We start from the raw sequence: 25,147 nt of genomic DNA, 5'->3' as shown, positions 1-25,147 counted from the left end.
ACTAGAGAAACTCCACAAACTCCAACTAGAGAAACTCCACAAACTCCCACTAGAGAAACTCCACAAACTCCCACTAGAGAAACTCCACAAACTCCAACTAGAGAAACTCCACAAACTCCCACTAGAGAAACTCCACAAACTCCCACTAGAGAAACTCCACAAACTCCCACTGGGGGAGCATCGGTAGTAATAGTAGATCCGTTACTTAGAGATGAAGTGATTAACTTGATACGATCAAGAGGATTCCGACAAGATGTTTTACCTGACGTTATTGCTTTATACAGGGGAAGCAACACAAAACAATTAGACTCAAGTTTTCTCGCCCACAATTCTGGACTTGAGCCAGCGCAACTCTTGGCTAGCTTGATAATTGATAACAATGGTAACTTTAAACAGGCTGTAGTTCTAGAAATAGAACCAGCAGCACTGCAAAGTGAAAAAAGCAGATATGAGCAAGTCCTCAATGAAGTTTTCAAAACAGAAAACTTTCTTGCTGCCCACAATAACAACGGCACAAAACCAGAATTGAGCAATCTGTATGTCAAGATCAAAATTCAAACTGCCAATTAGAACTAAATACTTGAATTTTTAGAAAAGCTGTGTTATGTTTATAGGGTTGGAATTTCGCGGGCGTAGTTTAGTGGCAAAACTATAGCCTTCCAAGCTATTAATGCGGGTTCGATTCCCGCCGCCCGCTTAAAAAAATACTGAAATGCACTAGTGCAATCGGTCATGAAAGGTTTTGGTGAGTAGATATGCAAGCCCTAATTAGGCGATTTACAGGAATAAATATACCGCCGCCGTTGGTTTCGACAACTCTTGGAGACGCTACGCGTAGCAATATCCCCGAAGGGGTACGCTCAACCAACTAAGAGATCGAGAGTTGAGCGAAGCGATGAAGTGAGCGTAGTCGAAGTGTCGAAACTCGCCAACACAGGTATTTTCTTTCTCGGAAATCACCTTAAAGGTTTGTAGTGTACGCCTTTGGGGATCTTGCTACGCGTAGCGTCTCGTAGAGAGGACTTTAGTCCTAATATGGAACTACACTACAAATTAATCTCAAAGTTTTTTACATTACTATTGCTGCTAATTGAGATTTTCTAGGCGAATGCGTGGATCGGCTGCTTTCAGCATCAAGTCGGCGATTAAATTGCCAACAATCAGCAGGACTGCGCCCATTACCAAGCTTGCCATTAATAAATATAAATCTTGAGATTGTAAAGCCTGTAGAGTCAACCTCCCTAAACCAGGCCAGTTGAAGAAAAATTCGGCAATAAAGGCACCGTTTAATAAACCAGCTAATTCAAAACCCAATAAGGTAATTAAGGGATTTATGGCGTTGCGGAGTGCATGAACGTAGATGACACGGTTTTCTGGGAGACCTTTGGCACGAGCCGTTTGGATGTAATCTTGACGTAGCACATCCAATAATTCGCCGCGAGTGATGCGTTGCAAACCGGCAAAACTGGTAATTGAGAGTGCGATCGTTGGTAAAATCATGTGCCAGCCGATATCTAAGATTCTGCCAAACCACGATAGTTCCGAATGATTAATGCTAGTCATGCTACCCACTGGGAACAGGGGCGATGTGATTTGGGCTAAAACTAGCAGCGCTAAGGCAGTGATAAAAGTGGGAAAGCCTTGTCCAGTGTAACTAATCACCTGTAAAATCCGGTCTCCTAGCTTATTTTGTTGAACAGCAGCAAAGATCCCTAGAGGGATGGCGATCGCCCATGTCACAATTAAAGATGCGATCGCTAATAGCAAAGTCGCTGGTACCCGTTCCCACAACAGCGATGCCACTGAACGTTGATAAATAAAACTCGTGCCAAAATCCCCTTTCGTCAAGATTCGCCATATCCACAGCCAAAATTGCTCTGGCCAAGACTTATCCAGACCAAATTGCCGCTTGATTTCCTCAATTCTTTCTGGAGATATCTTGGGGTTTTGCCGTAGGGTATCTACATAATCACCGGGAGCGAGTTGAATAATAAAAAACGACAACGCTGATGCTAAAAATAAGGTCAGCAGTGCCTGCAATAGCCGCTTTGCCACATAAACAAAAGTTTCGCTCGTGACTAGCCTGATTAGCCAATCTCGACCTGTCTCCAAGGAAATTTTCGTAGATGTCATTTGTCTTTTATCCTTTGTCTTTTGTTGTTTGCTAATGAGCAATGACTAATACTTCGACTTACCTCGGCTTCGCTCGGCACAAGTCGCGGTTCCTGAGCGTAGTCGAAGGGCAGTACAAGTGACCAATGACCAATAACTAATATTCAACTAGCGAGATAATGGGCACATCCGGCAAATGTGTACGTCCTTGTAAATCCCGTAGCTCGATAATAAACCCAAATCCTACTAGTTCGCAGCCAATCTTCTGCACTAGCTTTGCTGTAGCACTCGCAGTTCCACCTGTGGCAATCAAATCATCCACAATCAAAACTCGGCTACCTTGTTGTAAAGCGTCTTGATGCACTTCTAGACAGTCTGTACCATACTCTAGTTCATACTCAATTGAGTAAACCTCTGCTGGTAACTTACCTTTTTTGCGAACGGGAATAAAACCAACTCCTAATTTATAAGCTAGAGGTGAGCCAAAAATGAATCCCCTCGACTCGATACCAATGACATAATCTATCGTTATTCCAGCTTCATTGCATTTTTGTGTTAAAAAGTCAATAGTGTAGCGCAGTCCCTCTGGATCGCGCAGTAGTGTAGTAATATCCCGAAATAAAATTCCGGGTTTGGGGAAATCTGGGATGTTGCGAATGAGAGACTTCAAATCCATAAGATGGGGAATGGGGAGTAGGGAATGGGGAGTAGGGAGTGGGGAAAGTTAGGAGTGAAGAGTGAGGAGTTATTAATTTAAATTGATAGCTATCCCAATCCCCAGTCCCGAATCCCCAGTCCCCATTTTCAGATACCTGAAAAATCGTACACTATAATGTCATACGCTGGGGGTCGAGGCTGAAGCTTCGCTTTTTATTGACGATAATTAGAATCTAAACCAAGCTAGAAAAGGTGTTGCACTAATAAATGAGGTAAATTAACTGATGATTTAAAATTTTGATTTCAATATAGGGAAAACTTTGAGTAGAAAGAGTAAGTAATGTATATACCTGGTAGTCGTGCTACTGCCACAAGTTTAGTGGTTTCGTCTTGGCTACCGATCTTAAATTTGTTTTATCTAGTCTGTTGGAACCGCATAAGGTATTTTATAGAATGAATGTCTCAGCAAGTTTAACGCCGTTCAACAGTTCAACCCAAGAATCACTGCCGATGATTCTGGACACTTTACCTGATCCTGCGATCGCTTCCAAAACGTGTCCTCGAAGAACGCGGTTGCAAATTGACCTGATTTTATTGGCAATTGAAGCTTTAGAGCTTGGTGGTTCTGAAGCAATCCTGGCTTTTGCTCAAGAGTTGGATCTGAAAGGAATTGTTAAAGATCGGGTGAATTTATGGCGGATGCGTAGTTCTAACCCGCTACGAAGAGCGCATATGCGCCGTCCCTTAACTATTATGGAAGCAAAAGCTCTGGTGGTCATTGCTTGCTACATAGCACGGCGTTTAACTGTTGTCATCCGTCAGTTACTAATGATATGTCAACAAATGGAAGAAAAGCAGATTCCATTAGAACAGAATTTGCGGCTATCTAATTACCTAGAGCGGTTTAGAGCGCATTTTAAGAGCCGGATGAATGCTCGACGTTCTGGTGTACTAGCATTAAGTTCTGATGAAAAATTAGATGCGCTAGCGATAAATTTGTTAGGACAATTACTATTTTGTACTGGTACAGCTGGAATGCAGCGATTCTGGATTAGTCTTTTTGACGGTGAAGTGGAATGAATATTCAACGTAAGTATAGTCTACCTAATTGTACACTGCTTTTAGAAGGGTTAAGTGATGTCACTAGGGCTGCACACTTCCAAGAAATGCGCCCGGAATTATCAATATTGGTAAATGCAGAATGCTATTTATCTGGTTACAATCAACCGCTAACGGGAGGGCGCGAATTTTTTGAAAGTTTGGTGAGGGCTGTTAGTGGCTATGCCCAAGAATTTTTAAGTAGTGTACCTAACCCACAAGCACATAACCAGGAATCAGAGCTAGTAGAGTTTCAGAAAATCGACAGCAACCGACACAGGTTAATCATACATTCAGAAGGTGCTGTTGAGGGGTTTGAGTCTAACTCTAAAAATTCCAAACGTCCGCCGATTGAAATAGATTTGAATACGGTACAGTTATTTGATTTGGTGGAAGCAGTGGATCAGTTTTTTGCTGATACCCAGACTTTACCAGAATTATCCCTGGAGCTACAACCCGTTACTAGACGCTATGGTGGTGCTAGTCAGGCTTTGATCCGGCAGGCTGTTCCTGCTGCTGTGGGAGTATCAAGTTTAGCAGTAGCAGCGATCGCATTTAACTTAATTCCACCTCCCCAAATCCGGCCACCGCAGCCGAAAGCAGACGAGCAAAGTAGCTCTACAACAAAGAGCCTCACTCCTCCAGCATCAACTGCTGCAACACCCATCACAGCTGCAACACCCACACCAACACCCGCAGCTAGTACAAAGCCAGTAGTTAAAGATTTAGAAGCACTTTTAAATACGGTTCCTGAAATTACCGATCCATCCCAGTTGCGTGCATTGAATCGCCAAGTATATAACCAAATTCATCCAGCTTGGACTAAACGCTCAGGATTGCAACAGGATTTGATCTATCGTTTAGGTGTAGCTGCGGATGGTGCGATCGTTGGTTACAAGGCGGTGAATAAAGAAGCAAATCAAGGAGTCGGGCAAACTCCTCTGCCTCACCTACTTTATAATCCTGCTAACCGTCCTCCCATTTCCAATGAACCCATCGCCCAATTCCGAATAGTCTTTACTACAGATGGTGTGCTGCAAGTTAGCCCTTGGCGGGGATATGCTAGAACGCCAGATGTAGTTGGTGCAAAAATTACTGACTCGAATATAACTAAAGGTTTAAATCAAAAGCTTTATAATGCAGTTCGTCAAAGTTGGACTGGTACCCCCACCTTTACGCGAGATTTGAAATATCGGGTAGCGGTAAATAAAAATGGTGTAATTGCTGACTATGAACCACTCAATCAAGTCGCTTTTGACTATTTCCGGGAAACACCCCTTCCCCAGATGTTCAACGCTATCTATGGTTCTAATGTAGCTGCTCCTAATAACAAAGAACCTCTCGCCCACTTCCAAGTGATATTCAAGCCTAGTGGTACGCTGGAAGTCACTCCTTGGCAGGGGTATCAACAATAATGGGGGAGTGGGGAGTGGGGAGTGGGGAATGGGGAACTTGTACTGAGCGAAGTCGTTGGTGCAGCCTCTCGTAGAGAAGTATGGGGGGATGAGGGGGATGAGGGAGAAAAATAACTCCTAACTCAGCACTCCTGAGGGGCATGGGGAATGGGGAAGAGAATTAAGTTGCTGCTATTCCCAATTCTCTATTCCCTATTCCGGGGTATGAGTATCATCGGAACAAAAAACCGAGTTAAGCTTAAAAGCCTTATTAGATAAAGATTCTCCTGATAACCAAGGTCATTTAAGCTCTGCTGATCGTCGAGTCACTGCTCAACGATAAAATAAGGGTTTCAGCTTCTAAAAATGCTTGTATTGCTTATGTAATATCTCTTAACCCGGTTTTCTGCGTGAATGCTACTCATACCCCAAAACTTTAACACGCAAGTTTAAGGCTTACATAGCGATTTAAGCTAACATTTTGCTCTGCTGCTTCTATAGCTAATCTACGATGATGTTCTGGAGGAATACGAACTTGAAATTTACCACTGTAGTTTTTTTCTGCAATTGGTTCTGGAATCCTTTCATTATTCGCTTCCATATCAATCACCACATCTTGTACTAGGTTTGTAATACCTTCAAGTGCAGCAGGACGATTTTCATGGAGAAAAGATAGGCTAGGGAACTCAGCACATAGCCCTAGAAATTCTTGATCTTCTTCTGACCAAGTAACTTTATAAGTATAGTGTTCGTGGTTAACCATCTTGTATATCCTCCATTTTTTCAATAGCGTCTAAAACCTGCCTGACTTGATAAACCTTTGCTTTTCCATTCTTTTCTTGAATGTTGACGCGTGGATCTCCAGCCCAAGGCGTTTTATAAATGCAATGGCTTGTTCCTTGCTGTCTAGGTTCTCCAAAGTAATGATTGCAGACCTTCATTAAATCGGTAAAGTTAACATTCTTAGGATTATTCTTTATCTGAGCAAGGATTTTTTCGATTTGTGCCATAAGTTTTTATACCAAGTTTTAATCAGTAAATAGAATGTTTCTACAAAATGACCATGACTTAGTATTAACTTTAAACTAATAATAGTATCAATATTGATACTATGTCAAGTAACCATTGTCAAAACCTTAAAAGTCTTCGGTCAAGCAAATTCTGACTAATCGGGGTATGAGTATTATCGGAACAGAAAACCGAGTTAAGCTTAAAAGCCTTATTAGATAAAGATTCTCCTGATAACCAAGGTCATTGACGCTCTGCTGATCGTCGAGTCACTACTCAATGATAAAATAAGGCTTTCAGCTTCTAAAAATGCTTGTATTGCTTATGTAATATCTCTTAACCCGGTTTTCTGCGTGAATGCTACTCATACCCCCAGCCCTGGAGCGATATTTGGGTGTGACTGAGCAGCAAAAAGAAAATGCCATCTCCACTTTAGTTTTTTAAGTCAGTAAGGAATTATGAACGCTTACAAAAAATACATCACCATTACAGATCCAAAGCAAGTAATATTATCTGATTTACCTTTTCAAGCAGGACAGCGAGTAGAAATAATTATCTTAGCTGAGGAGAACCCCAGAGCATCTATTAGTAAAAAGCTGAGAGATTTATTTGATCAAACACAGTCAATACCAGGAGTACAAAATATTACCGAAGCCGAAATAGCAGCAGAGATTGAAGCTTACCGAGGCGGAGAATGAAAGTTGTTATTGACACGAATGTTTTAGTTTCTGCAACTCCTAACTCAGCACTCCTGAGGGGCATGGGGAATGGGGAAGAGAATTAAGTTGCTGCTATTCCCAATTCTCTATTCCCTATTCCGGGGTATGAGTATCATCGGAACAGAAAACCGAGTTAAGCTTAAAAGCCTTATTAGATAAAGATTCTCCTGACAACCAAGGTCATTGACGCTCTGCTCATCGTCGAGTCACTGCTCAACGATAAAATAAGGGTTTCAGCCCTGGTGTTATGCAACTTAAATGCTCATTAGCTTATTAAATATTAGATGTAGCTGGATTAGGTTGCTGTGGCTCAGGCATTTCAAAAATTCAATCTGAATGGAAGACTGCCGTCACCACGATCCATAAGGGGTTTCTTCAGTAGTGCCATTAATTCCGGGCTTAAACCAAAGGAAAAATTTCCATCGCCAAGGTACTGTAAGCTAAAGTAATTATTCTCACTATCGAAATTATCCCGACGCAGGACTGTAATCACTTTTGTTGCGGTGGACAAGAATACCCAATACCGATACTTATCTGAGTTGATATGAGTAGCAATAAAAGAATTCCAAGATTCTTGCCAAGCTTGAATTGATGGTGTCGAAACGGAACACGCGAAACCTCGAATATCGTTGGTAATCGAAGAATTTACAACTAGTACATCATCACGAACAAAGGCTGATATAAAATCAAGGGTTTCAAATTTCTCCGCAGTAGAATTGTATAGAACAAAGTTTGTATGTTCTTGCCAGATTATTTCCCCATTGCAAACTCGAAGTCCAAAAATAATTCCCCCAACATTTTGCTCAATGATATTACTATGGATACCATACGACTGTACGATAGCAATGATTATTGGCAAAATCCTGTCCGATGCCAACTTACGATTAACTAACACTGATAGCACTTGTGGTGTTAAAGCGGCATGATAGGAAGTGAGGCTTCCAATTGTATAGTAGTCAAACTGGTTACTGTCTAATCCATGCTGTGAGTCCCAATGGATAAGTTTTGGATCACCATTCGAGGGTGCATGTGCTAATAACAATTTAACAGGTCGCTTAGGATCAAATGGCCCCAAACTTGCATTTACCTTCCTGAATAAATCCACAAAAGTTTCTGCACTGCAAAAATTTTCTTTCAGAAACTCAATAATTGCTGTTGCTAATTGAACATCGCCTGAAAAAGCTATAGCTGTGTCTGCTGCTATAGGTAAAATTTTTAACAGAGATTCCTCAACGTACTGACTCCTAACTTTATCGTGGAGTTGACCAAAGCTTGAGTGACTAAATGTTGGTAGAGATGATTTAGTAGCTGCTGTATCACCCAAGAGGTAAATGCTATCCCCGTATTTCCAAGCAAAACAGTATGTCATATAATTAACTCTTAATAATTAGCGCGATTAAACTCTTTTTAACAGAAATATAATAGTTGTGGCCCTCGTCGGTGGGAAAAAGGTTTAAGACGACATCCCGCGCCGACTCGATCCGTTGCCCATCCTTAGCCAGTGCCAAAATCTCCGCCCGATCCTTACTCAACGCCACCCGCTCAAACAAAGCCGAATCCTTCTGGCGTTTCAACTCCCGCACACTCCAGCGATCTTGGATGCACTGCTGCTCATAAAATGACCGCGCCAAATCATCCGAAATAGCTAAAAGCTCCGTATAGTGCGACCAACTCAATTTGCCAGACAGTGTTTGGCAATTATCAGATCAATAGTTACCATCCCCAATGCCCATTTTTTACCTTGTAATCCGCCGCATATAATTTCCCCACAATTGAGCTGCTTGGGCACTGCTACCAGATGTGGGGGAATTGTTGTCGTTTCCCAGCCAAACACCTGTTACAAGTCGCTGACTGGGGATAAAACCTATGAACCACAAGTCAACGTTTTTATCAGTTGTGCCAGTTTTACCAGCTTCCCCTAGTCCAAGGGCAGCACTACGACCGGTACCTCTGGTAATTACGCCACGCATTAAACTAGTCATTTCATCGGCGACACCATTTGTCAGTACTCGTTTGTTGGCATCTGGATCTTGGTCAAAGGAGTAGATTACACGGCAGGTTTTGATATCATTGCGATCGCGGCAATCACCACTGTCTAAAATTCGGTTAATCGCATGGGGAGGATTTGACACGCCACGATTGCCAATAGCGCCAAAAGCACCAGTCATTTCCAAAACATTTACCACGCTTTGACCCAGTACCAAGCCAGGAACCGGATCGAGGGATGATTTTATCCCCAAACGCTGCGCCATCGCCACCACTTTATTTAGCCCAATTTCTTTAGCAACTCCCAAGGCGATGGGATTTTCTGAAAGAGCCAGCCCAGTGGCAATATCTAAACTGCCAGCACTTGAACGACAAGGTTTGTAGGTGAAGCCTTGCCAAGTTAAAGGAGCGCAGGAATAATCCTTGGATGGTGAAATTCCCTGTTCAATAGCGGCGGTGTAAGTAAATATTTTGAAGGTGGAACCTGGTTGTCTTTTAGCTTGGACAGCACGATTGAACTGACTTTTTTTGTAATCAGTCCCGCCTACCATTGCCAGGATGCTGCCAGTACTAGAGTCAAGAGTTACCACCGCCCCTTGAGAAAAATTAAAATTTGCGCCACCGTTGTTCACTGAATTCCGCAACGCTGCTTCGGCTTGGCTCTGTATGGCTGGATCAAGCTTGGTTTCAATAATATAATTTCCTTCTCTCGCGGCTCCCTGCCCCAAGATTGATTCCAGTTCCGAGAAGACGTAACTGTAAAAATAAGGTGCGATGGTCTTAGCTTGCTGTTCGCAGACTTTAGGACTAACTTGGACGGTGGAGCGTCTGGCTCGGTTCGCATCTTCAGGTTTAATTTTGCCCATCTCCAGCAACCGCTTAATCACGCGATTCCGGTATTCAGCCGCTTGTAGCTTATTTGAACCATTCCCACAAAAATCAAAAGCGTTGGGGGCTGGTAAAATTCCTACTAATGTTGCTGCTTCTGCCAAAGTTAATTCTTTAGCCGGCTTCTCAAAGTAATATCGGGCTGCATCCTCAAAACCAGAGGTATCTCCCCCCAAAAAAACCCGATTTAAGTACATCAGCAAAATATCATCTTTGCTGTAAAACGTTTCGAGCTTCAGGGCAACAACTGCCTCCCGCAACTTGCGTCCAAGGGTATCTTGTCTGCCTACATACTCGCGGAATAAACTGCGGGCAACTTGCTGGGTAACTGTGCTGGCTCCTTGTTGCACATCTCCGCTACGACTATTGATCAACACGGCTCGTAAAATCCCCAGAGGGTCAACCCCAAAGTGCCAGTAATAACGAGTATCCTCTGAAGCCACCACCGCAGCAGGCAAATAAGGACCAAATTCCTCTAAACGCTTCATGTCCAGATGAGAGGTCGTCCGAGGCTCTCTCAGGGGGGTGGCTCCATCACGGGCGTAAACAACTACTGGGGCGCGTGTAGCTGTCGGTAGGGGTCTGACTGAAAATTTCAGCCATTCCACGCCAATTACTAATGCTAACAGGGCACTGACGCCGCCAACACCATAACCTGTCCAAGTTGCAGCTTTCACATACCAGGCTGGTGGATCGACGTATTGCAACCGCACAGAAGCGGCGAGTTCTGGAGGTCCCAGAGTTAGAATATCGCCGTGACGCAGTTCTAGGGAGCTAACACGACGCTTGCCACGATAGATGCCATTGGTGGAGTTTTCGTCTTTGATAACGAAAACTGGCGTGCTATGAGTCGAATTCCGCGATAGCGACAGGTGAATTTGACTGACAACAGGGTTACGGATGACGATATCGCTGGATTTGGAACTGCGACCGAGAATATAGCGATCGCCCAACAGTGGATATACCTCTGCCTTATCCGCCCCCGCATCCTGCACCCAAAGTTCCGGTACTTTGGCATTAGGCTTGAGCGCCAATTTAGAAAAATCGACCCTAGCTTGAATCGTATGTACTGCTTGAGTCAGTTGACCTAGTAACGTTTGTGGCTTGTGAGGCGGTTGGGGAGAACTCATCGGCTATTTACATCACAGTTTTTAGTGAAGAATCGGGCGAACTACAATTTAGATATTAATCTTCCATCATTTTACTCATAAGCCAAAGCATAAATTGGCTATATGGGTTTTTGGATTTATTTTATACCTAAATATATTTAATGACTAGAAGTAAGTTGTTATTTTTCTCACTTTTTCACAAAGACATAATTTTTACCTCCATTCTAAAATGCTTATTCTATCTACTCTTAGTAGTTAAATAACTACAAGCAGAGCTTTTGGAGTTGTATTTTTAAACACTTCTTTTCCATAAACAACAGATTGATTTTTTACCCCTTTTACATATCCACATATTTTGAAATAAACCTAAATATCTTCATTTAGGAAGATTTTCTAAATCTTATTGTCTGTTTTAATAGTGCGAGTGTTCCGTTAAGGTTAATTTCAGAATGATGGGAAAATCTCTGACAATGATTGGTGCAGCTCTATCTTTGGCACTCACCACCAATATTGCTGTAGCCGAATCCAGTAAATCCCCCATAGCCCAATCTAGTGGCGACTCCACTAGCGCACCAACGGAAGTCAAGATGTCGCCAGAAGGTATGAAAATTCTGTGCGAGTATTTTCCGCTCAATTCTCGCTGTCCCAACGGCACAGCACTAACCCCTAGCGCTCCTAGTAGCACTACAGTACCAGCAGAAACTACACCAGGAACAACGACCCCGCCTGGATCTGTCACTCCTGAAAGCTCTCCAGCACCAGGAAGCATTACCCCACCGGCACCAGGCGCTCCTGGTAACTTGACTCCAGCACCAGGAAGCATTACCCCACCGGCACCAGGCGCTCCTGGTAACTTAACTCCAGCACCAGGAAGCATTACCCCACCGACACCAGGCGCTCCTAGCAACTTAACTCCAGCACCCGGTAGCTCAACCGCACCTGAACAACCTGGCGCTCCTAGCAGCACTACTGAACCAGGTAGCTCAACTGCACCTGAACAACCTGGCACTCCTGGCACTCCTGGCAGCAGTATTGAACCAGGTAGCTCTCCCAGTACTCCCGGCTCTAGTTTGCCAAAAACTCCTACCACAGGTAATTAAATTAGAAGTTGCGGCATAATCTGAATACTAGTTTGCTATCAGCGATCGCCAGTGCATCTTTATTTCTTGCACCAGTTGGCATAACTGGTCTAAGCTCACAAATAAAAATCGCTAAAACCTTATAGTTAAAGTCTTCGCATATAAGACTGAGCAAGGGTTTCAGTAATCAATAGCCTGGGATTAACCATCCCAGGCTTAATACTTTAATTAATTCGTAATTCGTAATGACGAATTACTTTAATCTTACCTACCAGTTGAAGTCGGTGTTTTTTGCAAAGAAGCAATTAACAGACAAACAATACCGATACTAATAAATGAATCTGCCACATTAAATACAGCAAAGTTAATTAGGCGAAAATCAAGAAAATCAACGACGTAGCCTAAAACAAAGCGATCAATACCGTTACCCATCGCTCCACCTAAAATCAAGCCATAGCCCAATTGATCCCACAAATTTAACGTTGGGCCAAACAAGGCCAACGCTATCAATACTAAACTCACTCCTAAAGATAGCCAGCGCAACCACTCTACCTTGCCACTTAACAGACTAAAAGCGGCACCCGTGTTAGTGACATAGGTAAAATGAAATATCCCAGGTAACAGTGGTAGTGTCTGCCCGAAACTAAAGGTTTGCACCACCCAGTATTTTGTTGTTTGATCTAAGAAAAAAGCTATGAAGGCAGCAATCCAGAAAAAGCGATTTTTTAAACGCATGGTGAATTATTCATTGGTCATTGGTCACTTGTACTGAGCGACTTGTGCCGAGCGAAGCCGAGGTAAGTCGAAGTATTAGTCATTGGTCATGAGCTTTTGACAAAGCAGAATCAATTAATAAAACATTAAGTGACGCAATATGTATGCTATTACAGTAACGGCACAGACCACTGTTAGTTGACCTGGTAGTGCAAACCAGGAGTATCTGAGGATTGCTTGCATCAAGGGTAGATTTTCTGTGCCTTTCCACTGAAAAAAATAGCTAATAATCAAATAAGTAATACCGCAGATGTGGAGAGTTAACAAGCCACAAACGCAACTAAAGGCAAGAGTTTCTAGTCGAGGTCTAGCTTTAAAGGCAAACAAGCCACAAATCCAAGCTCCAGGAATAAAGCCTAGTAGATAGCCAAACTGAGATAGCTTGACATAACCAATACCGCCGCCATCGGCAAATACAGGTAATAAGGTTAAACCCATAACTAAGTAGGCAATTTGCGAGAGCGCACCGGCATTTTTGCCCCCTAGACAACCCACCAACAATACTGCGCCAATTTGAAAAGTGACACCTAAAGAAAAAGTCTGAATTCCGTGCTGACTCCAACTCCAAGGAAAGGTGATGCCATAAGCTTCTAGGAAAGTGCCACCCATTGTCAGGAGTAAGCCAATCATAGACCATAGTAATTGATTGGAAGCAGCAAACATTTATCAGGCAACCAAGGAAAAGCAAAAGGGAAAACCAACAGCAACCAGTATATTCATTAATATTGAAATGAAATTTGTGCTGACATCTTATAGAACTAGCATATTTTCTTTTGACTTTTCGGTATGTAATTTTTCAGTTCTGCGAATTGCGACTTAGGTATGTATCTGTCTGATTCTCTTGACTGAGGCGTGTTCTGAATTCTGGTATTTGATCTGAAATATCTCAAAATCAATATCATTGGAACTTAGTATTTGTACTAATTTTTCAGAGCATTGCCTAAAATTGGCTACGAAGTGCTTATATTTACATACTTTTTTCACGACTTGACCAATGAAATTACACTATCAATAAAATTTTGTAAATACGTGGAACTAACTTACCGTGGTGCTGTTTGTATCTTAAAACTAAAGCAAGAGTATAAAAAATATCAAGCGAAATTATTAATAAGGGTTTCCTCTTCATCAAAAAAACAAGCATTTCTTTTGCTCTGTTAACCTATTGTTAATCTTTATTGTTCCCCTTTAGGGTTATCTTGGAAACGCTCACCTGAAAAGTTACTAAAAAAATTGATAGCGATGCTCTCACGTCTTAGTGTAATAAAAATTCATCGCCTCACAGGTTCAATTTCAGTGTTAGCACTGACAATAAGCCTAGCAGCTTGTGGCGGACAGCAAACCCCAGATAGTACAGCCACCAAGGAGACTCCTTCTGGTACTGCTACAGATACTGCTGCCTCTAGCACAGCTAAATTAGACCTTGGTGGAACCGTAAAGTTAAGCGGGGCTGGTGCATCTTTTCCAGCACCACTGTATGATACCTGGTTCACTGATTTAAACAAAAAATATCCGAATCTGCAAGTTGACTATGCCTCAGTTGGTAGCGGTTCTGGAGTTGAGCAATTTATCAAAGGCACTGTAGACTTTGGTGCTAGCGATGTGGCGATGAAGGATGAAGAAATCCAGAAAGTACCAGCAGATAAGGGTGTTATTTTACTGCCTGTGACTGCTGGTAGCATCGTGCTAGCTTACAACTTGCCAGATGTTCCAGAACTCAAACTATCACGAGCTGTTTACGCTGATATTCTACTAGGCAAAATCAAGTCTTGGGATGATGCCCAAATTGCCAAGGCTAACCCAGGTGCAAAACTTCCTAAACAGCCGATCACAGTTGTTTATCGTTCCGATGGTAGCGGAACTACGGGTGTGTTCACAAAACACCTCAGCGCTATTAGCCCAGAGTGGAAGACTAAAGTTGGTGACGGCAAAACTGTTAACTGGCCTACGGGAGTCGGTGCTAAGGGTAATGAAGGTGTTACCGCTCAAATTCAACAAACCCAAGGTTCTATTGGTTATGTCGAGTACGGCTATGCCAAACAAAATAGTCTCAAGTTTGCTGATTTGGAAAACAAAGCCGGTAAGTTTGTTGTAGCTAGTGAGGAGTCAGCCTCTAAAACCTTGGAATCAGTAGCTCTACCGGCAAACCTCCGCGTCTTCATTTCCGATCCAGAAGGCGCTGATTCCTATCCTATCGTCACTTACACCTGGATTTTAGCTTACAAAAAATATGCTAACGCGGCAAAAGCTAAAGCAGTTGAAGCCACTATCGAATACGCTTTAACTGAGGGTCAGAAACAGGCTAGTGCATTAGGATATGTTCCTCTACCGGCAAACGTGATCACAAAGGTTGCTGCTGCTGCCGATCAAATCAGTCCAGAGTATAAAATCTCTGTTGGTAGTGGTACTAGCGCTAGCAAGTAAGCATTAAACACGACTAATTAATAGTAACTTTGAACACGGGGTTATTAATGTATCAGTTTAAATAGATGATGAGGCGACAATTTAACTAATCTGCTCGCCTCCCCCATTTTTCTCTGATTTAATTGTTAGAGTCTGTATTCATGACTACAAATTCTCAAAATCTTTCATCAGCGATTAAAAACCGCTCTGAAGTAGAAAAGTCCCTAGATCGGGGCTTTATTTGGCTGACGAAAATTTTCGCCTTTGGTGTTGCTGGCACTTTATTATGGATCGGGTCACAAGTGGCAATTGGCGCTTGGCCTGCCATCCAAAAGTACGGTGTTAGCTTTTTAGCCAATACCACTTGGAACCCGGTTAATGATAGCTATGGGGTGCTACCTCAAATTTATGGAACTCTCTTGAGTTCTTTTATTGGTCTGCTGATCGCAGTCCCAATTGGCGTTGGTACTGCTATTATCCTGAGCGAGGATTTTTTACCCGCTAAACTGAAACTGGTACTGGTTTTCGCAGTAGAACTGCTGGCAGCTATTCCCAGCGTTGTCTACGGCGTGTGGGGTATTTTCGTTTTAGTACCAATATTAACCGGCTTGGGAAAATGGCTCAATGCTTACTTTGGCTGGCTGCCATTTTTTAGTACTTCTCCTACAGGGCCAGGAATGTTGCCGGCGGGAGTCATATTAGCGATTATGACTTTGCCCATCATCACAGCTTTATCCCGCGATGCTTTGATTTCTGTACCCCCCAGTTTGCGCCAAGCCTCTCTAGGACTGGGAGCAACGCGCTGGGAAACTATTTTGCAAATTCTCATCCCAGCAGCATTTTCGGGCATAGTTAGTGCTGTGATGCTGGGACTAGGCCGCGCAATGGGAGAAACAATGGCTGTAACGATGTTAATTGGCAACTCCAACAACATCAGTCTCTCTCTTTTAGCACCTGCCAACACGATTTCTTCTCTATTGGCAAATCAATTCTCAGAAGCTAGTGGTTTGCAAGTTGCGGCTTTAATGTACGCGGCTTTAGTACTATTTTTCTTGACACTAGTAGTCAATATTCTGGCAGAGTTGATCGTTGTGAGAGTCAAGCGAATATAGCTTAGTTTTGGGTTAAATTATGACTTCTAATTTTCCAGAGCGCAGTTTAACTCGCTCTCCCACGTCTCAGAGGACACTGTTTAATACAGTGATGACCGTAGTCGCATTTACCTGCGGAGTATTGGCACTTTTACCTTTGCTTGCAGTGCTTTCTTACGTGATTATTAAAGGCTTTAGCAGTCTGAATCTGGCTGTGTTTGTTGAATTGCCACCCAAGGCTCTACAAAAGGGAGGAGGCTTTGGTAATGCAATCTTAGGCACACTACTAATGGTCGGAATTGCTGCCTTGATTAGCATCCCCTTTGGAGTTTTGGGGGCGATTTACATCACAGAATTTAGTTCGGCGAAAGTAGCTAGATGGGTACGTTTTGCCGCTAACGTCCTCAGTGGAGTCCCCTCGATTATTGCTGGGGTATTTGCTTATGGGATTGTAGTTTTGACACTGGTAAAGTTAAACTTAGGATCATATTCAGCTCTCGGTGGAGGCTTTGCACTGGCAATTTTGATGTTGCCAATTATTCTGCGAACTACCGATGAAGCCTTGCAGTTAGTGTCGCAAGATTTGCGACAAGCATCTGTAGGCTTAGGAGCGACTAACTTTCAAACAGTAAGTCAAGTAGTCTTACCAGCAGCCCTACCAACAATTGTAACTGGAGCAACGCTAGCGATCGCTAGAGCGTCTGGAGAAACCGCACCTTTACTATTTACTGCTCTGTTTTCTAACTTTTGGCCTGATAGCTTATTCCAACCAACAGCTTCCCTGGCTGTTTTGGTTTACAAATATGCTATTTCACCGTTTAAAAATTGGCAATCTCTAGCTTGGGCAGCATCTTTGATTTTGGTATTGATGGTTCTAATCACAAGTATCATCGCTCGTTGGGCAACTCGTCAAAAAGCTTACTAAACATACCATCTACAGTCCAGATACCCATCGCCCAAACCAACACTAAACTTAATTTATGGCTACCAACACTAGCACAGTGAATGACACTGAAACCGTTTTACGCACTGAAAATCTCAACATTTACTACGGCAAGTTTTTAGCCTTACAGAATATTTGGCTAAATATACCGAAAAATCAGGTGACAGCCTTTATCGGTCCTTCTGGTTGTGGTAAAAGTACGTTGTTGCGATGCTATAACCGCCTCAATGACCTGATTGAGTCATTTCGGGCAGAAGGTAAAATACTTTTTTACGATAAAAACTTGTATGCACCCGACATCGACCCTGTAGAAGTGCGCCGGAGAATTGGGATGGTGTTTCAAAGACCAAACCCATTTCCCAAATCAATTTATGACAATATTACTTTTGGAGCCAAAATCAACGGTTACAAAGGTAATTTCGATGAGTTGGTAGAAAGCAGTCTCAGAAAAGCAGCTTTGTGGGATGAAGTCAAAGATAAACTACGACAAAGTGGCTCGTCTTTATCTGGTGGACAACAACAGAGGTTATGTATTGCTCGGGCGATCGCAGTCCAACCGGAAATTATACTGATGGATGAGCCTTGCTCCGCTCTTGACCCCATTTCCACCTTGCGGGTTGAAGAACTGATTCACGAACTGAAAGAGCAATATACTATCGTCATTGTCACCCATAACATGCAGCAAGCAGCGCGTGTTTCTGATAAGACAGCCTTTTTTAATGTTCGGACTTCAGAGACAGGAACCCGTAGCGGCTACATGGTAGAATACGACGCAACAGAAGTAATTTTCAATAATCCTCAGCAGGAAGATACCCGAGATTACGTCAGTGGCAAATTTGGATAAATATTTATTTCGCATTTTGATGTTAGAGCATTGAGGGATACTCGGAAGCTAAAGCTGTAGGATATTCCTCTAGTTTTTTATTTGCAGGATTTTTTACTTCCCAAACAAAAGCAACCCCAACTGACTAGCAATAGTTAGGAATTCTCCCCGACTCTCCCCATCCACATCTCCATGCTGTCCGAAGTCTATTACTTGGTGCGCTCAAAAACTGACGGTAATTATCTCATCGCTCGTCCTGACGCTGAAACATCGGGTTATTTATTGCTGTTTCAGGAAAACTTTGATGCTCTTAGCTATCTCAACACCCATGCAGCAGAAGTGGCAAATCGCTTTGCTGTGGAATCTATTGCGCGTACACAGTTGGGAAACTTGCTCAAACGTTGGGGTTTTAGTGGTGTGGGTATTGTGACTGATCCATTATTGCCCAAAGTTGAGTTTTTACAGCACAGTTAAAAGCAGTTTTGCTATTTTCAGAAAGAGACTTATCGCGTACATCTTTCCAAACCTCATCGGGATCAATCTCCGTTCCTTCTTCTATGATTTCTTGACGAAATCGCTCCACAGATTCCCAAAAACCCAGCTTTCGATGCAGCAGACGTTCATATTCAGCCGTAGGCAGAATCACAGCAACTTGCTGCCCCTGCCGCGTAATTTGTACCGATTCACCTTGTTCAACTTCCTGAAAAATTTTATCCAGATTCGTAGTAACTTGCTCAATTGAGTACTGCTGAGACATTGCGCCTTCTCCTCTGTCCATTACTAAAAAGTGAAGTTGAATTTCAACAAATATATTCCTTCATATCCCATTCTGATTTATAGCGGTTCTCGCTTACGTGAGGTACACCCGTAGGGGCAGGGCAGTGCCCATTGGTGTCAAGTTAAGCTGAAATCTCCTGACTGCATGAGTTTTGCCCTCACCCCCAGCCCCTCTCCCAAATTGGGAGAGGGGAGCATAATTCTCCAGTTCCCCTTCTCCCATCTTGGGATTCGGGGTTAGGGGATGAGGGCAACTCTAGAACGCTTTCTCTTAACTAACTTTCACGTTAAGTTGACACCAATGGGCAGTGCCCTGCCCCTACGCCTCGTGATGTAATGTTGTACCGCATCTGAATGGGAACCGCTATAGTTCCAGAGGGAAGATGAGAATAATAAATATTGACTAATTTGTTTAAGTAAATAATTGAGCGATCGCACAAGTAAAATTAGGCAATATAGGTGAATTCAATTCATCACCATTAAATAGGGTGGCAACTAACTTTAAACTCGCTTGTTCGCGTCGATATACTTCTACCTGTTGCTTGCGCCAATCTACAATCCAATATTCTCTGACACCTCGTGATGAGTAGAGCTTAAGTTTTAGTTCCCTGTCCCGCTTTTCATTTTCACTACCAGCAGATAGCACCTCTACAACCAGTTCTGGCGCACCCGTCAAATGTCCCGCCTCGTCTAAAAGTAAAGGCAATCTTTCATTGCTAGCCCAGACAACATCAGGAATCACATTATCATTATCGCCAAAAATTATTCCTGGAGCAGTCACAACTTCTCCCAAACCAGTAGCCTGTGACCAATTATCCAAGGAAGTGCTAATTCTGACACAAGTTTTTTGATGGTTCCAGTGGGGCGCTCTAGTCACAAACAATTCTCCGTCAATAATTTCATAGCGATTCCCGTTATCTGGAAACAACTCTAAGTCGGCGGTAGTCCAGCGCACTCTCTCAGATATCGGCTGGTTCATAAATCATTTTTGTTAGAGGATTTACCTATTTTAGCCTGAGTGGAAATGGAACATTTTAGTTGCATTCCCATAATCTATGCGATATTCCTTATAAAGAATAATATATTGACATTCCTTATAAGGAATACTATACTTTGAGGTACGAAGTGAATTGGACTTGGGAACTTTATCAAGATGTCAATGGGGAAATCCCCAAAGATTTGCTTGCTTTTTTCATTAGGATGATTCCTGAACAGGAGCAATCAGAAAATCCACCAAAGGCATTACTGAGTCCTTCAGAAACCAGGCGTTTGCAAGTTAATCTTGGCTATCTGTGTAACAAAGGACTCGCATCACTCACCAGTGGCATCTTTGAGAAACTTGAAGATAACCTGTATGAGTTACGTATGACCAAGAGTGAACATAATCCAAGGTTTATTTTAACGGCTGCTACTCCTCAACGGTTTGTAGTGCTGCACGCCTTTATGAAGAAATACGACAACGCTATTAAAGATAGAGATAAAGAGCCTGCAAGAGTAAGATTACGTGAATTGCAGCAGAGGGAAAATTGATGAAAAAACCTAATTTTCAAGCTTGGTTGCAGCAGAAGGTAAGCGACGAGCCAGAAGTGATTTTGGCGGGAAAGTTAGAGTATCTGCGTCTATATCTTACTGATGCTATGCGGGAAATACGTAATAAAGCAGGATTGACTCAGGCAGAGCTAGCCCAAAAACTGGGAGTAAAGCAGGCGGCTGTGTCCAAGTTGGAGTCGGCGTTAAAGGAACATGAGTTGGAATCAGTGTTGCACTATTTACATACCTTGGGTGCAGATTTGTTGGTAGCCGTCAAACAAGGGGATGACTTATATCAAGCTAGTGATAACGAAGGTGTGTTGCTGGTAGATGTACCAGATGTAGTTTTCCAAAAAGCATTGGCGGCAAACATGAGCATCCGGGAATATGTGCGTGTCGCTGTTGAGAAGTTTTCTGGTGAACATGATGGACTGAAAACAGCTTTGGTAAAACTACTTGAAAGTGACGAGCCGGTAGCTGTGAAAGTAAGAGGGCGTTTAGGTTCAAGAACAATCGGAGAAATTGCTGTAGAGTTGGAAAAATGTTTGAGTCTATCTGAAGAAGATAAGATTTTTGCGGTGAAAAATGTTTTGGCTGTTAATGTGGCGTGTAGAGAAAGTAATCGTGGAAATAGTGATGAAGTTGATGAAATTGAGTTGTTGGATTTAGCTGAAGAATTGCTAGAAAAGTTGGCAGATATTTAGGATGACACAGACTACAGTCTACCTTGGTACTACATATCTAATCTAAAGATAGAGAGTTTTCCACTTATTATTTAGACTGATAAAATAATTTTAAAATTTTAGCGATATACTACAGATTTGAGGTTTATCATTATTTGCAAGCCAAAGAAATTAAAACACAATTAAGATTACTCATAGATGAAGCATCTATTATAGATCCTGTTTTAGCGAAAAGGTTAGAAGAGATTAATCGCTGGGTGAAAGATGTCAAACCGGGTTCGCTGACTGCGAAAAGATTTGTCATCCTGTTTTTGCAACAAATGCTCCAAGATGCTGAAGTTTGGCTGAGACTTAAATCATTACCATCTGAAGAAGAGCAGCAATCAACGTTAAGAGTACTGAATCCAACTTTAAAATATTGGTATGGCTACTTGTTTCCTAAATGGTTGAGTGAAAACGACCCTAAATTTTATATTTGGAGACGAAAACTGATGGCAGGGGAGTTCAATCAGGAGGATGCCAAATTAATTGGCTCTATTGCTAATAATATTAAAAGTTCTGGCGGTACGACTGTATTACGCTATGTTGCAGACCTGTCTATGGCAACTGATATAATTGTTAGCAGTAGGCAAGAGAGTCCACTATGTATTCAACTCACTAGCGTCTCAGAAGAATTTTCTCAAGAAAAGTTTGATGATTGGGAAAATACACTAATTTTTTGGGCAATAGATAGAGGATTATTTTTAAGTTACAATCCCCGTGCAACTGATTTTGTAAATCAGATATAGCGGTTCCCATTCAGATGCAGTACAACGTTACATCACGAGGTGTAGGGGCACGGCAATGCCGTGCCCCTACGGGTGTACATCACGTAAACGATAACTGCTATAGTCAACATATTATTATCTAACAGCGATAATCTCAGTATAGGTAGTTATTTAAAACTTAATTTATAATTGTCGTTCAATTGCATTTACTGGATTTGTATAGCCACGTTATTACTGTTATTACTTAACAAAGTGAGTCCTTATGGTTCAGGAAAAACAATCTGACCGTCAACAGAGATTAGACAATCTTTTACAAGCTGTAGAAGCTGCTCAAAAAGTGCAGGATGACATCATAAAGTATGGGCTTGAAGCTGCTAATTTATATTGTGATGATGTTGATGGAGATTGGCTAAAAACATGGGGAGAAGACGAAGATGGGCAGCAAAGTTTTGTAGAATTAGTGACTAATTTACTGCAAAGTGATGACTTGGTAGCGGTGAGGCTAAGAAAGCAGCTAAAAGATAAATCGCTACAAAAAATTGCTGTTGAGTTGGAAAGATGTTTGAGTTTATCTGAAGAAGATGATCGGATTTTTGCTGTCAAAAATATGTTAGTGGGTGGCGTGGCGGTTGCAGAAAGTAATCGCGGAAGTAGTAATGATGAAGTTGATGAAATTGGGTTGTTGGATTTAGCTGAAGAATTGCTAGAGAAGTTGGCAGAAATATTTGATAACCATAAATAGAAAATAGCTGAATTAAGATGGCAAAAGGATTCGGTACTCAAAAACAAAAAAAAGGAATACAAAACCACAAATACTATCTCGATTTCTTGCTTGAGGTATTGCAGGTGACCCACGACAGCAACGGCAACTCCCAGGCAATCTCTTCATTACTGCAAACTAACCTGAACAAACTGGATGATAAGCTGATTCAAGTCTGGCGAAGTTGGGCATTAGATACACTGTTTAGAGTAGATGCAGAAAAAGCACATGCAATGGCAGTAGATATTGTCAACTTCAGCAATTTAATTCAGGATTTTTCCTTGGGGTTTCCAGCTATTAATTTGGAAATTGCGATCATCGGCTACCAAATGGTTGAAAGTGTTTTCAGCCACAAAATATATCAAGAAGAATGGGCTACCGCTCAAAACAGTCTGGGCAATGCATACTGTAAAAGGCTACGTGGAGAACGATCCAAAAATTTGGAGACAGCGATTATTTGCTATCAAAATGCCTTGCAAGTGTATAACCGTGAAAAATTTCCTGAAAGGTGGGCAGATACACAAAGTAATTTAGGAAATGCCTATCTTGACAGAATTCGTGGTGATCGATTCGATAATTTGGAAATTGCTATTATTTGCTATCAAAATACCTTGCAAGTTTACAACCATGAAAAATTTCATGAAAGGTGGGCAGATACACAAAATAATTTAGGAAATGCCTATCTTGACAAAATTTGTGGTGACCAATCGGAGAATTTGAAAATATCGATTGTATGCTATCAAAATGCTTTGCAAATATATAATCAGAAGACATTTCCTAAAAAATGGGCTGGAATTAAAATCAATCTGGGCAATGCCTACTGCAAGACAATTGGTATTGATAGATTGGATAATATTGAACAGGTCAGTCAATGATTTAGCCACAGCATTATTTTCCATTTTTTACTATCAGCAGCGACAAGAAGGTAAAAACCGTCCTGAAGCTTTACAGAAAGCGCAAACTCAGCTACGAGAATTTCCAAAAATAGACCTAAATAAAATATTCCAGGAAGTAGAACGAAGAGAAAAAGAACTTATAGTAAATAGAAAAAAATATCCTTCAGATTCTATCGAATATGAGCAATGGAAGCTTGAATATAATATGTATACCAAATTGAACAGACAAATTATAGAAATCGAAAACTCTACTCAGCAATTTCCCTTTTCAGATCCTCGTTACTGGGCTGCTTTTATTTGCCACGGTTTACGGTGAGAAAACAATATTGGAACGATTAAGTAAGTCGGCGTAAATAATTAAAGTAGGGCTTAGGCAGTGTACAAATGCATCGTGAGATGAATTAACGATGCATAGGTTGTTTCAGGCTTTTCTTAACTATCCTGCGATCGTAAATAGACCATGCTGTAGGGAACATTGCTGTGCCCTTACCAAATATCTGGTTTTCAACCTTATTCATATTTTGAATTTCTTGTCAATGCGTAAGTTGTATAAAGTAGCCCTTTCAAGGTGACTACTAAAATCTGTTTTTTCTCTCTGTGTTGCGCCAGTTGCTTCAAGTCGGGGAACCCGCCCAACGCACTGGCTTCTCTGTGCCTCTGCGGTTAAAAAGTAATTTATTTAACCACAGAGGCGCAGAGAACACAGAGTAAAGAGATTAAAGAGGAATTTTTTGACCAAAATTTTTACCCACCTTGAAAGGGCTAGTTGTATAAAGTTTTGTAGTGAGCGATTCATCGTTCATAGCAGAGTTTGTTTATTAGGACTAAAGTCCTCACTACAAACTTTGATTTATTTACACCTAGTACGACACGGCGTAAATAAAGCAACCATTTTAAATAGCCAGAAAGCCTACAAAATAAGCATTCTTTCTTTTTACTTTTGCCTTTTTACTTTTGCCTTCTTGTACTAGGTTGGCAAGTTACGCCCCACCAAACGTAAAATAATCTGATAACTAAGGATTAATTCGCTACCTCAGCCACCTCAATCACCCGCCCTTCATAGTCCTTGACTAAAAAATTCAGGGGTTTCTGGTTACGAATCTTCAATTTCAAACCACGCGTTTCGACTCGCATTAAAATCATTTCTAGGCAATCGTGGTCAAAACAAATGTGGCGTTGCTGATTTTTGATACCTAAACTCGCGCCAGTTATCACGTGTAGCTGGGTGTTTTTCTTCAATTGATACCACAGCCCATCGTTGCCATTATTCATCATTTTGCTAGACAAGCTCGGCCCAGTAGACATATATAGTGGATCAATGCCAGTTGCGCCTAGAGTTTGTTCGTAGTTGTAGTAGTAGTGCAATGGCACCTCGGCTGCTGGCAAATCTAGCAGCCCTTCATACAACTGTCGAGCAATCTCCAAATCTGACACCATTACAGTGTGTACTTTTGGGGCACTGGTGAGAAACATCCACATGGCACCAGCGTAAGCCGCTAGCAGCATCACCATAATGCCTTGGGTGGAGAATAGGCTATCCAAGGGCAAAGAAGGCAGAAAGGAGCCTAAAGTAAGGGGACTGAGCAGGAACGAGATCACACTAACTGCTATAACCATGAACAAATAAGGATTCTATAAGGGAGTTGATTTTAT

Annotated in this window: 26 protein-coding genes, 1 tRNA gene and 2 pseudogenes; 17 read left to right on the top strand and 12 right to left on the bottom strand. The window is 42.0% G+C overall.

What is annotated here, in order from left to right:
• Positions 1-570: pseudogene (locus V7K97_RS10295) on the top strand (hypothetical protein); the annotation flags it as partial.
• A 56-nt stretch (positions 571-626) separates the two neighbouring features.
• Positions 627-697: transfer RNA gene (locus V7K97_RS10290), tRNA-Gly, on the top strand.
• Positions 698-1,086: 389 nt separating this feature from the next.
• On the opposite strand, the gene V7K97_RS10285 is transcribed toward V7K97_RS10290, so the two are convergent.
• Both V7K97_RS10285 and V7K97_RS10280 read right to left on the bottom strand, forming a co-directional pair.
• Entirely contained in the window at positions 1,087-2,133 is a 1,047-nt protein-coding gene (locus V7K97_RS10285) for an ABC transporter permease (protein WP_334800810.1), read from the bottom strand.
• Between the two features lie 136 nt (positions 2,134-2,269).
• Positions 2,270-2,788, bottom strand: a complete 519-nt coding sequence (locus tag V7K97_RS10280) for an adenine phosphoribosyltransferase (protein ID WP_334800809.1) — start codon at positions 2,786-2,788, stop codon at positions 2,270-2,272.
• Between the two features lie 434 nt (positions 2,789-3,222).
• Here V7K97_RS10280 and V7K97_RS10275 point away from each other — a divergent pair, with 434 nt between their 5' ends.
• Together V7K97_RS10275 and V7K97_RS10270 are read left to right on the top strand one after the other, a co-directional pair.
• Positions 3,223-3,849 carry a DUF3038 domain-containing protein gene (locus tag V7K97_RS10275; protein ID WP_334800808.1) on the top strand — a complete coding sequence of 209 codons (627 nt, stop codon included), beginning with the start codon at positions 3,223-3,225 and terminating at the stop codon, positions 3,847-3,849.
• Positions 3,846-5,282 (top strand): DUF4335 domain-containing protein, encoded by a 1,437-nt coding sequence (locus V7K97_RS10270; protein WP_334800807.1) that lies wholly within the window; start codon positions 3,846-3,848, stop codon positions 5,280-5,282. Before V7K97_RS10275 ends, V7K97_RS10270 begins: the two co-directional genes overlap by 4 nt.
• Positions 5,283-5,697: 415 nt before the next feature.
• Here the strand turns inward: V7K97_RS10270 and V7K97_RS10265 are convergent, their stop codons facing one another.
• Together V7K97_RS10265 and V7K97_RS10260 are read right to left on the bottom strand one after the other, a co-directional pair.
• On the bottom strand, positions 5,698-6,024 hold the full coding sequence (locus tag V7K97_RS10265; protein WP_334800806.1) for a type II toxin-antitoxin system HicB family antitoxin: 327 nt from the start codon (positions 6,022-6,024) through the stop codon (positions 5,698-5,700).
• Positions 6,017-6,271: a toxin HicA gene (locus V7K97_RS10260; protein ID WP_273770741.1), complete on the bottom strand. Its 255-nt coding sequence runs from the start codon at positions 6,269-6,271 to the stop codon at positions 6,017-6,019. Before V7K97_RS10260 ends, V7K97_RS10265 begins: the two co-directional genes overlap by 8 nt.
• A 456-nt stretch (positions 6,272-6,727) precedes the next feature.
• Here V7K97_RS10260 and V7K97_RS10255 point away from each other — a divergent pair, with 456 nt between their 5' ends.
• Positions 6,728-6,967 (top strand): hypothetical protein, encoded by a 240-nt coding sequence (locus tag V7K97_RS10255; RefSeq protein ID WP_334800805.1) that lies wholly within the window; start codon positions 6,728-6,730, stop codon positions 6,965-6,967.
• Between the two features lie 340 nt (positions 6,968-7,307).
• Here the strand turns inward: V7K97_RS10255 and V7K97_RS10250 are convergent, their stop codons facing one another.
• The 3 genes and pseudogenes from V7K97_RS10250 to V7K97_RS10240 all read right to left on the bottom strand — a co-directional run bounded on the left by V7K97_RS10250 (position 7,308) and on the right by V7K97_RS10240 (position 10,992).
• Positions 7,308-8,357 (bottom strand): hypothetical protein, encoded by a 1,050-nt coding sequence (locus tag V7K97_RS10250; RefSeq protein WP_334800804.1) that lies wholly within the window; start codon positions 8,355-8,357, stop codon positions 7,308-7,310.
• 4 nt (positions 8,358-8,361) lie between these two features.
• A pseudogene (locus tag V7K97_RS10245) lies at positions 8,362-8,679 on the bottom strand (DUF1016 N-terminal domain-containing protein); the annotation flags it as partial.
• A gap of 45 nt (positions 8,680-8,724) precedes the next feature.
• Positions 8,725-10,992, bottom strand: a complete 2,268-nt coding sequence (locus tag V7K97_RS10240; protein WP_334800803.1) for a transglycosylase domain-containing protein — start codon at positions 10,990-10,992, stop codon at positions 8,725-8,727.
• A 428-nt stretch (positions 10,993-11,420) separates the two neighbouring features.
• Between V7K97_RS10240 and V7K97_RS10235 the strand changes: the two genes are divergently transcribed.
• The gene (locus tag V7K97_RS10235) at positions 11,421-12,071 is read left to right on the top strand and encodes a hypothetical protein (protein ID WP_334800802.1); all 651 of its coding nucleotides are present in this window, start codon (positions 11,421-11,423) and stop codon (positions 12,069-12,071) included.
• A gap of 243 nt (positions 12,072-12,314) precedes the next feature.
• Here the strand turns inward: V7K97_RS10235 and lspA are convergent, their stop codons facing one another.
• Both lspA and V7K97_RS10225 read right to left on the bottom strand, forming a co-directional pair.
• Positions 12,315-12,785: a signal peptidase II gene (gene lspA / locus V7K97_RS10230; RefSeq protein WP_334800801.1), complete on the bottom strand. Its 471-nt coding sequence runs from the start codon at positions 12,783-12,785 to the stop codon at positions 12,315-12,317.
• Between the two features lie 114 nt (positions 12,786-12,899).
• Positions 12,900-13,487, bottom strand: coding sequence for a biotin transporter BioY (locus V7K97_RS10225; RefSeq protein WP_334800799.1), 588 nt, complete (start codon positions 13,485-13,487; stop codon positions 12,900-12,902).
• 576 nt (positions 13,488-14,063) lie between these two features.
• Between V7K97_RS10225 and pstS the strand changes: the two genes are divergently transcribed.
• The 5 genes from pstS to V7K97_RS10200 all read left to right on the top strand — a co-directional run bounded on the left by pstS (position 14,064) and on the right by V7K97_RS10200 (position 18,555).
• Positions 14,064-15,245, top strand: coding sequence for a phosphate ABC transporter substrate-binding protein PstS (gene pstS, locus V7K97_RS10220; protein ID WP_334800798.1), 1,182 nt, complete (start codon positions 14,064-14,066; stop codon positions 15,243-15,245).
• 140 nt (positions 15,246-15,385) lie between these two features.
• Positions 15,386-16,336, top strand: coding sequence for a phosphate ABC transporter permease subunit PstC (gene pstC, locus V7K97_RS10215; protein WP_334800797.1), 951 nt, complete (start codon positions 15,386-15,388; stop codon positions 16,334-16,336).
• A gap of 19 nt (positions 16,337-16,355) precedes the next feature.
• Positions 16,356-17,240 (top strand): phosphate ABC transporter permease PstA, encoded by an 885-nt coding sequence (gene pstA / locus V7K97_RS10210; protein ID WP_334800796.1) that lies wholly within the window; start codon positions 16,356-16,358, stop codon positions 17,238-17,240.
• A 55-nt stretch (positions 17,241-17,295) separates the two neighbouring features.
• Positions 17,296-18,102: a phosphate ABC transporter ATP-binding protein PstB gene (gene pstB, locus V7K97_RS10205; protein WP_334800795.1), complete on the top strand. Its 807-nt coding sequence runs from the start codon at positions 17,296-17,298 to the stop codon at positions 18,100-18,102.
• Between the two features lie 171 nt (positions 18,103-18,273).
• Positions 18,274-18,555, top strand: a complete 282-nt coding sequence (locus tag V7K97_RS10200) for a hypothetical protein (protein ID WP_334691509.1) — start codon at positions 18,274-18,276, stop codon at positions 18,553-18,555.
• Here V7K97_RS10200 and V7K97_RS10195 read toward each other — a convergent pair.
• The gene (locus V7K97_RS10195) at positions 18,491-18,838 is read right to left on the bottom strand and encodes a type II toxin-antitoxin system Phd/YefM family antitoxin (protein ID WP_334800793.1); all 348 of its coding nucleotides are present in this window, start codon (positions 18,836-18,838) and stop codon (positions 18,491-18,493) included. The two genes, V7K97_RS10200 and V7K97_RS10195, sit on opposite strands and share 65 nt — an antisense overlap.
• Before the next feature lie 432 nt (positions 18,839-19,270).
• Complete coding sequence (locus tag V7K97_RS10190) at positions 19,271-19,837, bottom strand: Uma2 family endonuclease (RefSeq protein WP_334800792.1); 567 nt, start codon at positions 19,835-19,837, stop codon at positions 19,271-19,273.
• A gap of 146 nt (positions 19,838-19,983) precedes the next feature.
• Here V7K97_RS10190 and V7K97_RS10185 point away from each other — a divergent pair, with 146 nt between their 5' ends.
• The 6 genes from V7K97_RS10185 (at position 19,984) to V7K97_RS10160 (ending at position 23,810) form a co-directional block, all read left to right on the top strand.
• Complete coding sequence (locus V7K97_RS10185) at positions 19,984-20,388, top strand: type II toxin-antitoxin system RelE/ParE family toxin (protein ID WP_334800791.1); 405 nt, start codon at positions 19,984-19,986, stop codon at positions 20,386-20,388.
• Positions 20,388-21,092, top strand: coding sequence for a helix-turn-helix domain-containing protein (locus V7K97_RS10180; RefSeq protein ID WP_334800790.1), 705 nt, complete (start codon positions 20,388-20,390; stop codon positions 21,090-21,092). The genes V7K97_RS10185 and V7K97_RS10180 overlap by 1 nt, the downstream gene beginning before the upstream one ends.
• 134 nt (positions 21,093-21,226) lie before the next feature.
• Positions 21,227-21,859, top strand: coding sequence for a hypothetical protein (locus tag V7K97_RS10175; protein WP_334800788.1), 633 nt, complete (start codon positions 21,227-21,229; stop codon positions 21,857-21,859).
• Positions 21,860-22,100: 241 nt separating this feature from the next.
• Complete coding sequence (locus V7K97_RS10170) at positions 22,101-22,580, top strand: hypothetical protein (protein ID WP_334800787.1); 480 nt, start codon at positions 22,101-22,103, stop codon at positions 22,578-22,580.
• A 17-nt stretch (positions 22,581-22,597) separates the two neighbouring features.
• Positions 22,598-23,473, top strand: coding sequence for a tetratricopeptide repeat protein (locus V7K97_RS10165; RefSeq protein WP_334800786.1), 876 nt, complete (start codon positions 22,598-22,600; stop codon positions 23,471-23,473).
• Positions 23,454-23,810, top strand: coding sequence for a CHAT domain-containing protein (locus V7K97_RS10160; RefSeq protein ID WP_334800784.1), 357 nt, complete (start codon positions 23,454-23,456; stop codon positions 23,808-23,810). Before V7K97_RS10165 ends, V7K97_RS10160 begins: the two co-directional genes overlap by 20 nt.
• Before the next feature lie 704 nt (positions 23,811-24,514).
• Here the strand turns inward: V7K97_RS10160 and V7K97_RS10155 are convergent.
• Positions 24,515-25,111 (bottom strand): glyoxalase-like domain protein, encoded by a 597-nt coding sequence (locus V7K97_RS10155; protein WP_334800783.1) that lies wholly within the window; start codon positions 25,109-25,111, stop codon positions 24,515-24,517.
• Between the last annotated feature and the right edge of the window lie 36 nt (positions 25,112-25,147).

It is taken from the genome of Nostoc sp., assembly GCF_036917815.1.
Lineage (GTDB): Bacteria > Cyanobacteriota > Cyanobacteriia > Cyanobacteriales > Nostocaceae > Nostoc.
This window is presented reverse-complemented; position numbering and strand designations above follow the sequence as displayed.

What these genes read in the sequence shown, in the direction of transcription:
- lspA (WP_334800801.1), bottom strand. Translation starts at nt 12,785, where the DNA reads ATGCGTTTAAAAAATCGCTTTTTCTGGATTGCTGCCTTCATAGCTTTT.
- pstC (WP_334800797.1), top strand. Translation starts at nt 15,386, where the DNA reads ATGACTACAAATTCTCAAAATCTTTCATCAGCGATTAAAAACCGCTCT.
- V7K97_RS10200 (WP_334691509.1), top strand. Translation starts at nt 18,274, where the DNA reads ATGCTGTCCGAAGTCTATTACTTGGTGCGCTCAAAAACTGACGGTAAT.
- V7K97_RS10195 (WP_334800793.1), bottom strand. Translation starts at nt 18,838, where the DNA reads ATGTCTCAGCAGTACTCAATTGAGCAAGTTACTACGAATCTGGATAAA.
- V7K97_RS10225 (WP_334800799.1), bottom strand. Translation starts at nt 13,487, where the DNA reads ATGTTTGCTGCTTCCAATCAATTACTATGGTCTATGATTGGCTTACTC.
- V7K97_RS10275 (WP_334800808.1), top strand. Translation starts at nt 3,223, where the DNA reads ATGAATGTCTCAGCAAGTTTAACGCCGTTCAACAGTTCAACCCAAGAA.
- V7K97_RS10190 (WP_334800792.1), bottom strand. Translation starts at nt 19,837, where the DNA reads ATGAACCAGCCGATATCTGAGAGAGTGCGCTGGACTACCGCCGACTTA.
- V7K97_RS10240 (WP_334800803.1), bottom strand. Translation starts at nt 10,992, where the DNA reads ATGAGTTCTCCCCAACCGCCTCACAAGCCACAAACGTTACTAGGTCAA.
- V7K97_RS10280 (WP_334800809.1), bottom strand. Translation starts at nt 2,788, where the DNA reads ATGGATTTGAAGTCTCTCATTCGCAACATCCCAGATTTCCCCAAACCC.
- pstB (WP_334800795.1), top strand. Translation starts at nt 17,296, where the DNA reads ATGGCTACCAACACTAGCACAGTGAATGACACTGAAACCGTTTTACGC.
- V7K97_RS10180 (WP_334800790.1), top strand. Translation starts at nt 20,388, where the DNA reads ATGAAAAAACCTAATTTTCAAGCTTGGTTGCAGCAGAAGGTAAGCGAC.
- V7K97_RS10155 (WP_334800783.1), bottom strand. Translation starts at nt 25,111, where the DNA reads ATGGTTATAGCAGTTAGTGTGATCTCGTTCCTGCTCAGTCCCCTTACT.
- pstA (WP_334800796.1), top strand. Translation starts at nt 16,356, where the DNA reads ATGACTTCTAATTTTCCAGAGCGCAGTTTAACTCGCTCTCCCACGTCT.
- V7K97_RS10285 (WP_334800810.1), bottom strand. Translation starts at nt 2,133, where the DNA reads ATGACATCTACGAAAATTTCCTTGGAGACAGGTCGAGATTGGCTAATC.
- V7K97_RS10270 (WP_334800807.1), top strand. Translation starts at nt 3,846, where the DNA reads ATGAATATTCAACGTAAGTATAGTCTACCTAATTGTACACTGCTTTTA.
- V7K97_RS10235 (WP_334800802.1), top strand. Translation starts at nt 11,421, where the DNA reads ATGATGGGAAAATCTCTGACAATGATTGGTGCAGCTCTATCTTTGGCA.
- V7K97_RS10165 (WP_334800786.1), top strand. Translation starts at nt 22,598, where the DNA reads ATGGCAAAAGGATTCGGTACTCAAAAACAAAAAAAAGGAATACAAAAC.
- V7K97_RS10250 (WP_334800804.1), bottom strand. Translation starts at nt 8,357, where the DNA reads ATGACATACTGTTTTGCTTGGAAATACGGGGATAGCATTTACCTCTTG.
- V7K97_RS10255 (WP_334800805.1), top strand. Translation starts at nt 6,728, where the DNA reads ATGAACGCTTACAAAAAATACATCACCATTACAGATCCAAAGCAAGTA.
- pstS (WP_334800798.1), top strand. Translation starts at nt 14,064, where the DNA reads ATGCTCTCACGTCTTAGTGTAATAAAAATTCATCGCCTCACAGGTTCA.
- V7K97_RS10170 (WP_334800787.1), top strand. Translation starts at nt 22,101, where the DNA reads ATGGTTCAGGAAAAACAATCTGACCGTCAACAGAGATTAGACAATCTT.
- V7K97_RS10265 (WP_334800806.1), bottom strand. Translation starts at nt 6,024, where the DNA reads ATGGTTAACCACGAACACTATACTTATAAAGTTACTTGGTCAGAAGAA.
- V7K97_RS10260 (WP_273770741.1), bottom strand. Translation starts at nt 6,271, where the DNA reads ATGGCACAAATCGAAAAAATCCTTGCTCAGATAAAGAATAATCCTAAG.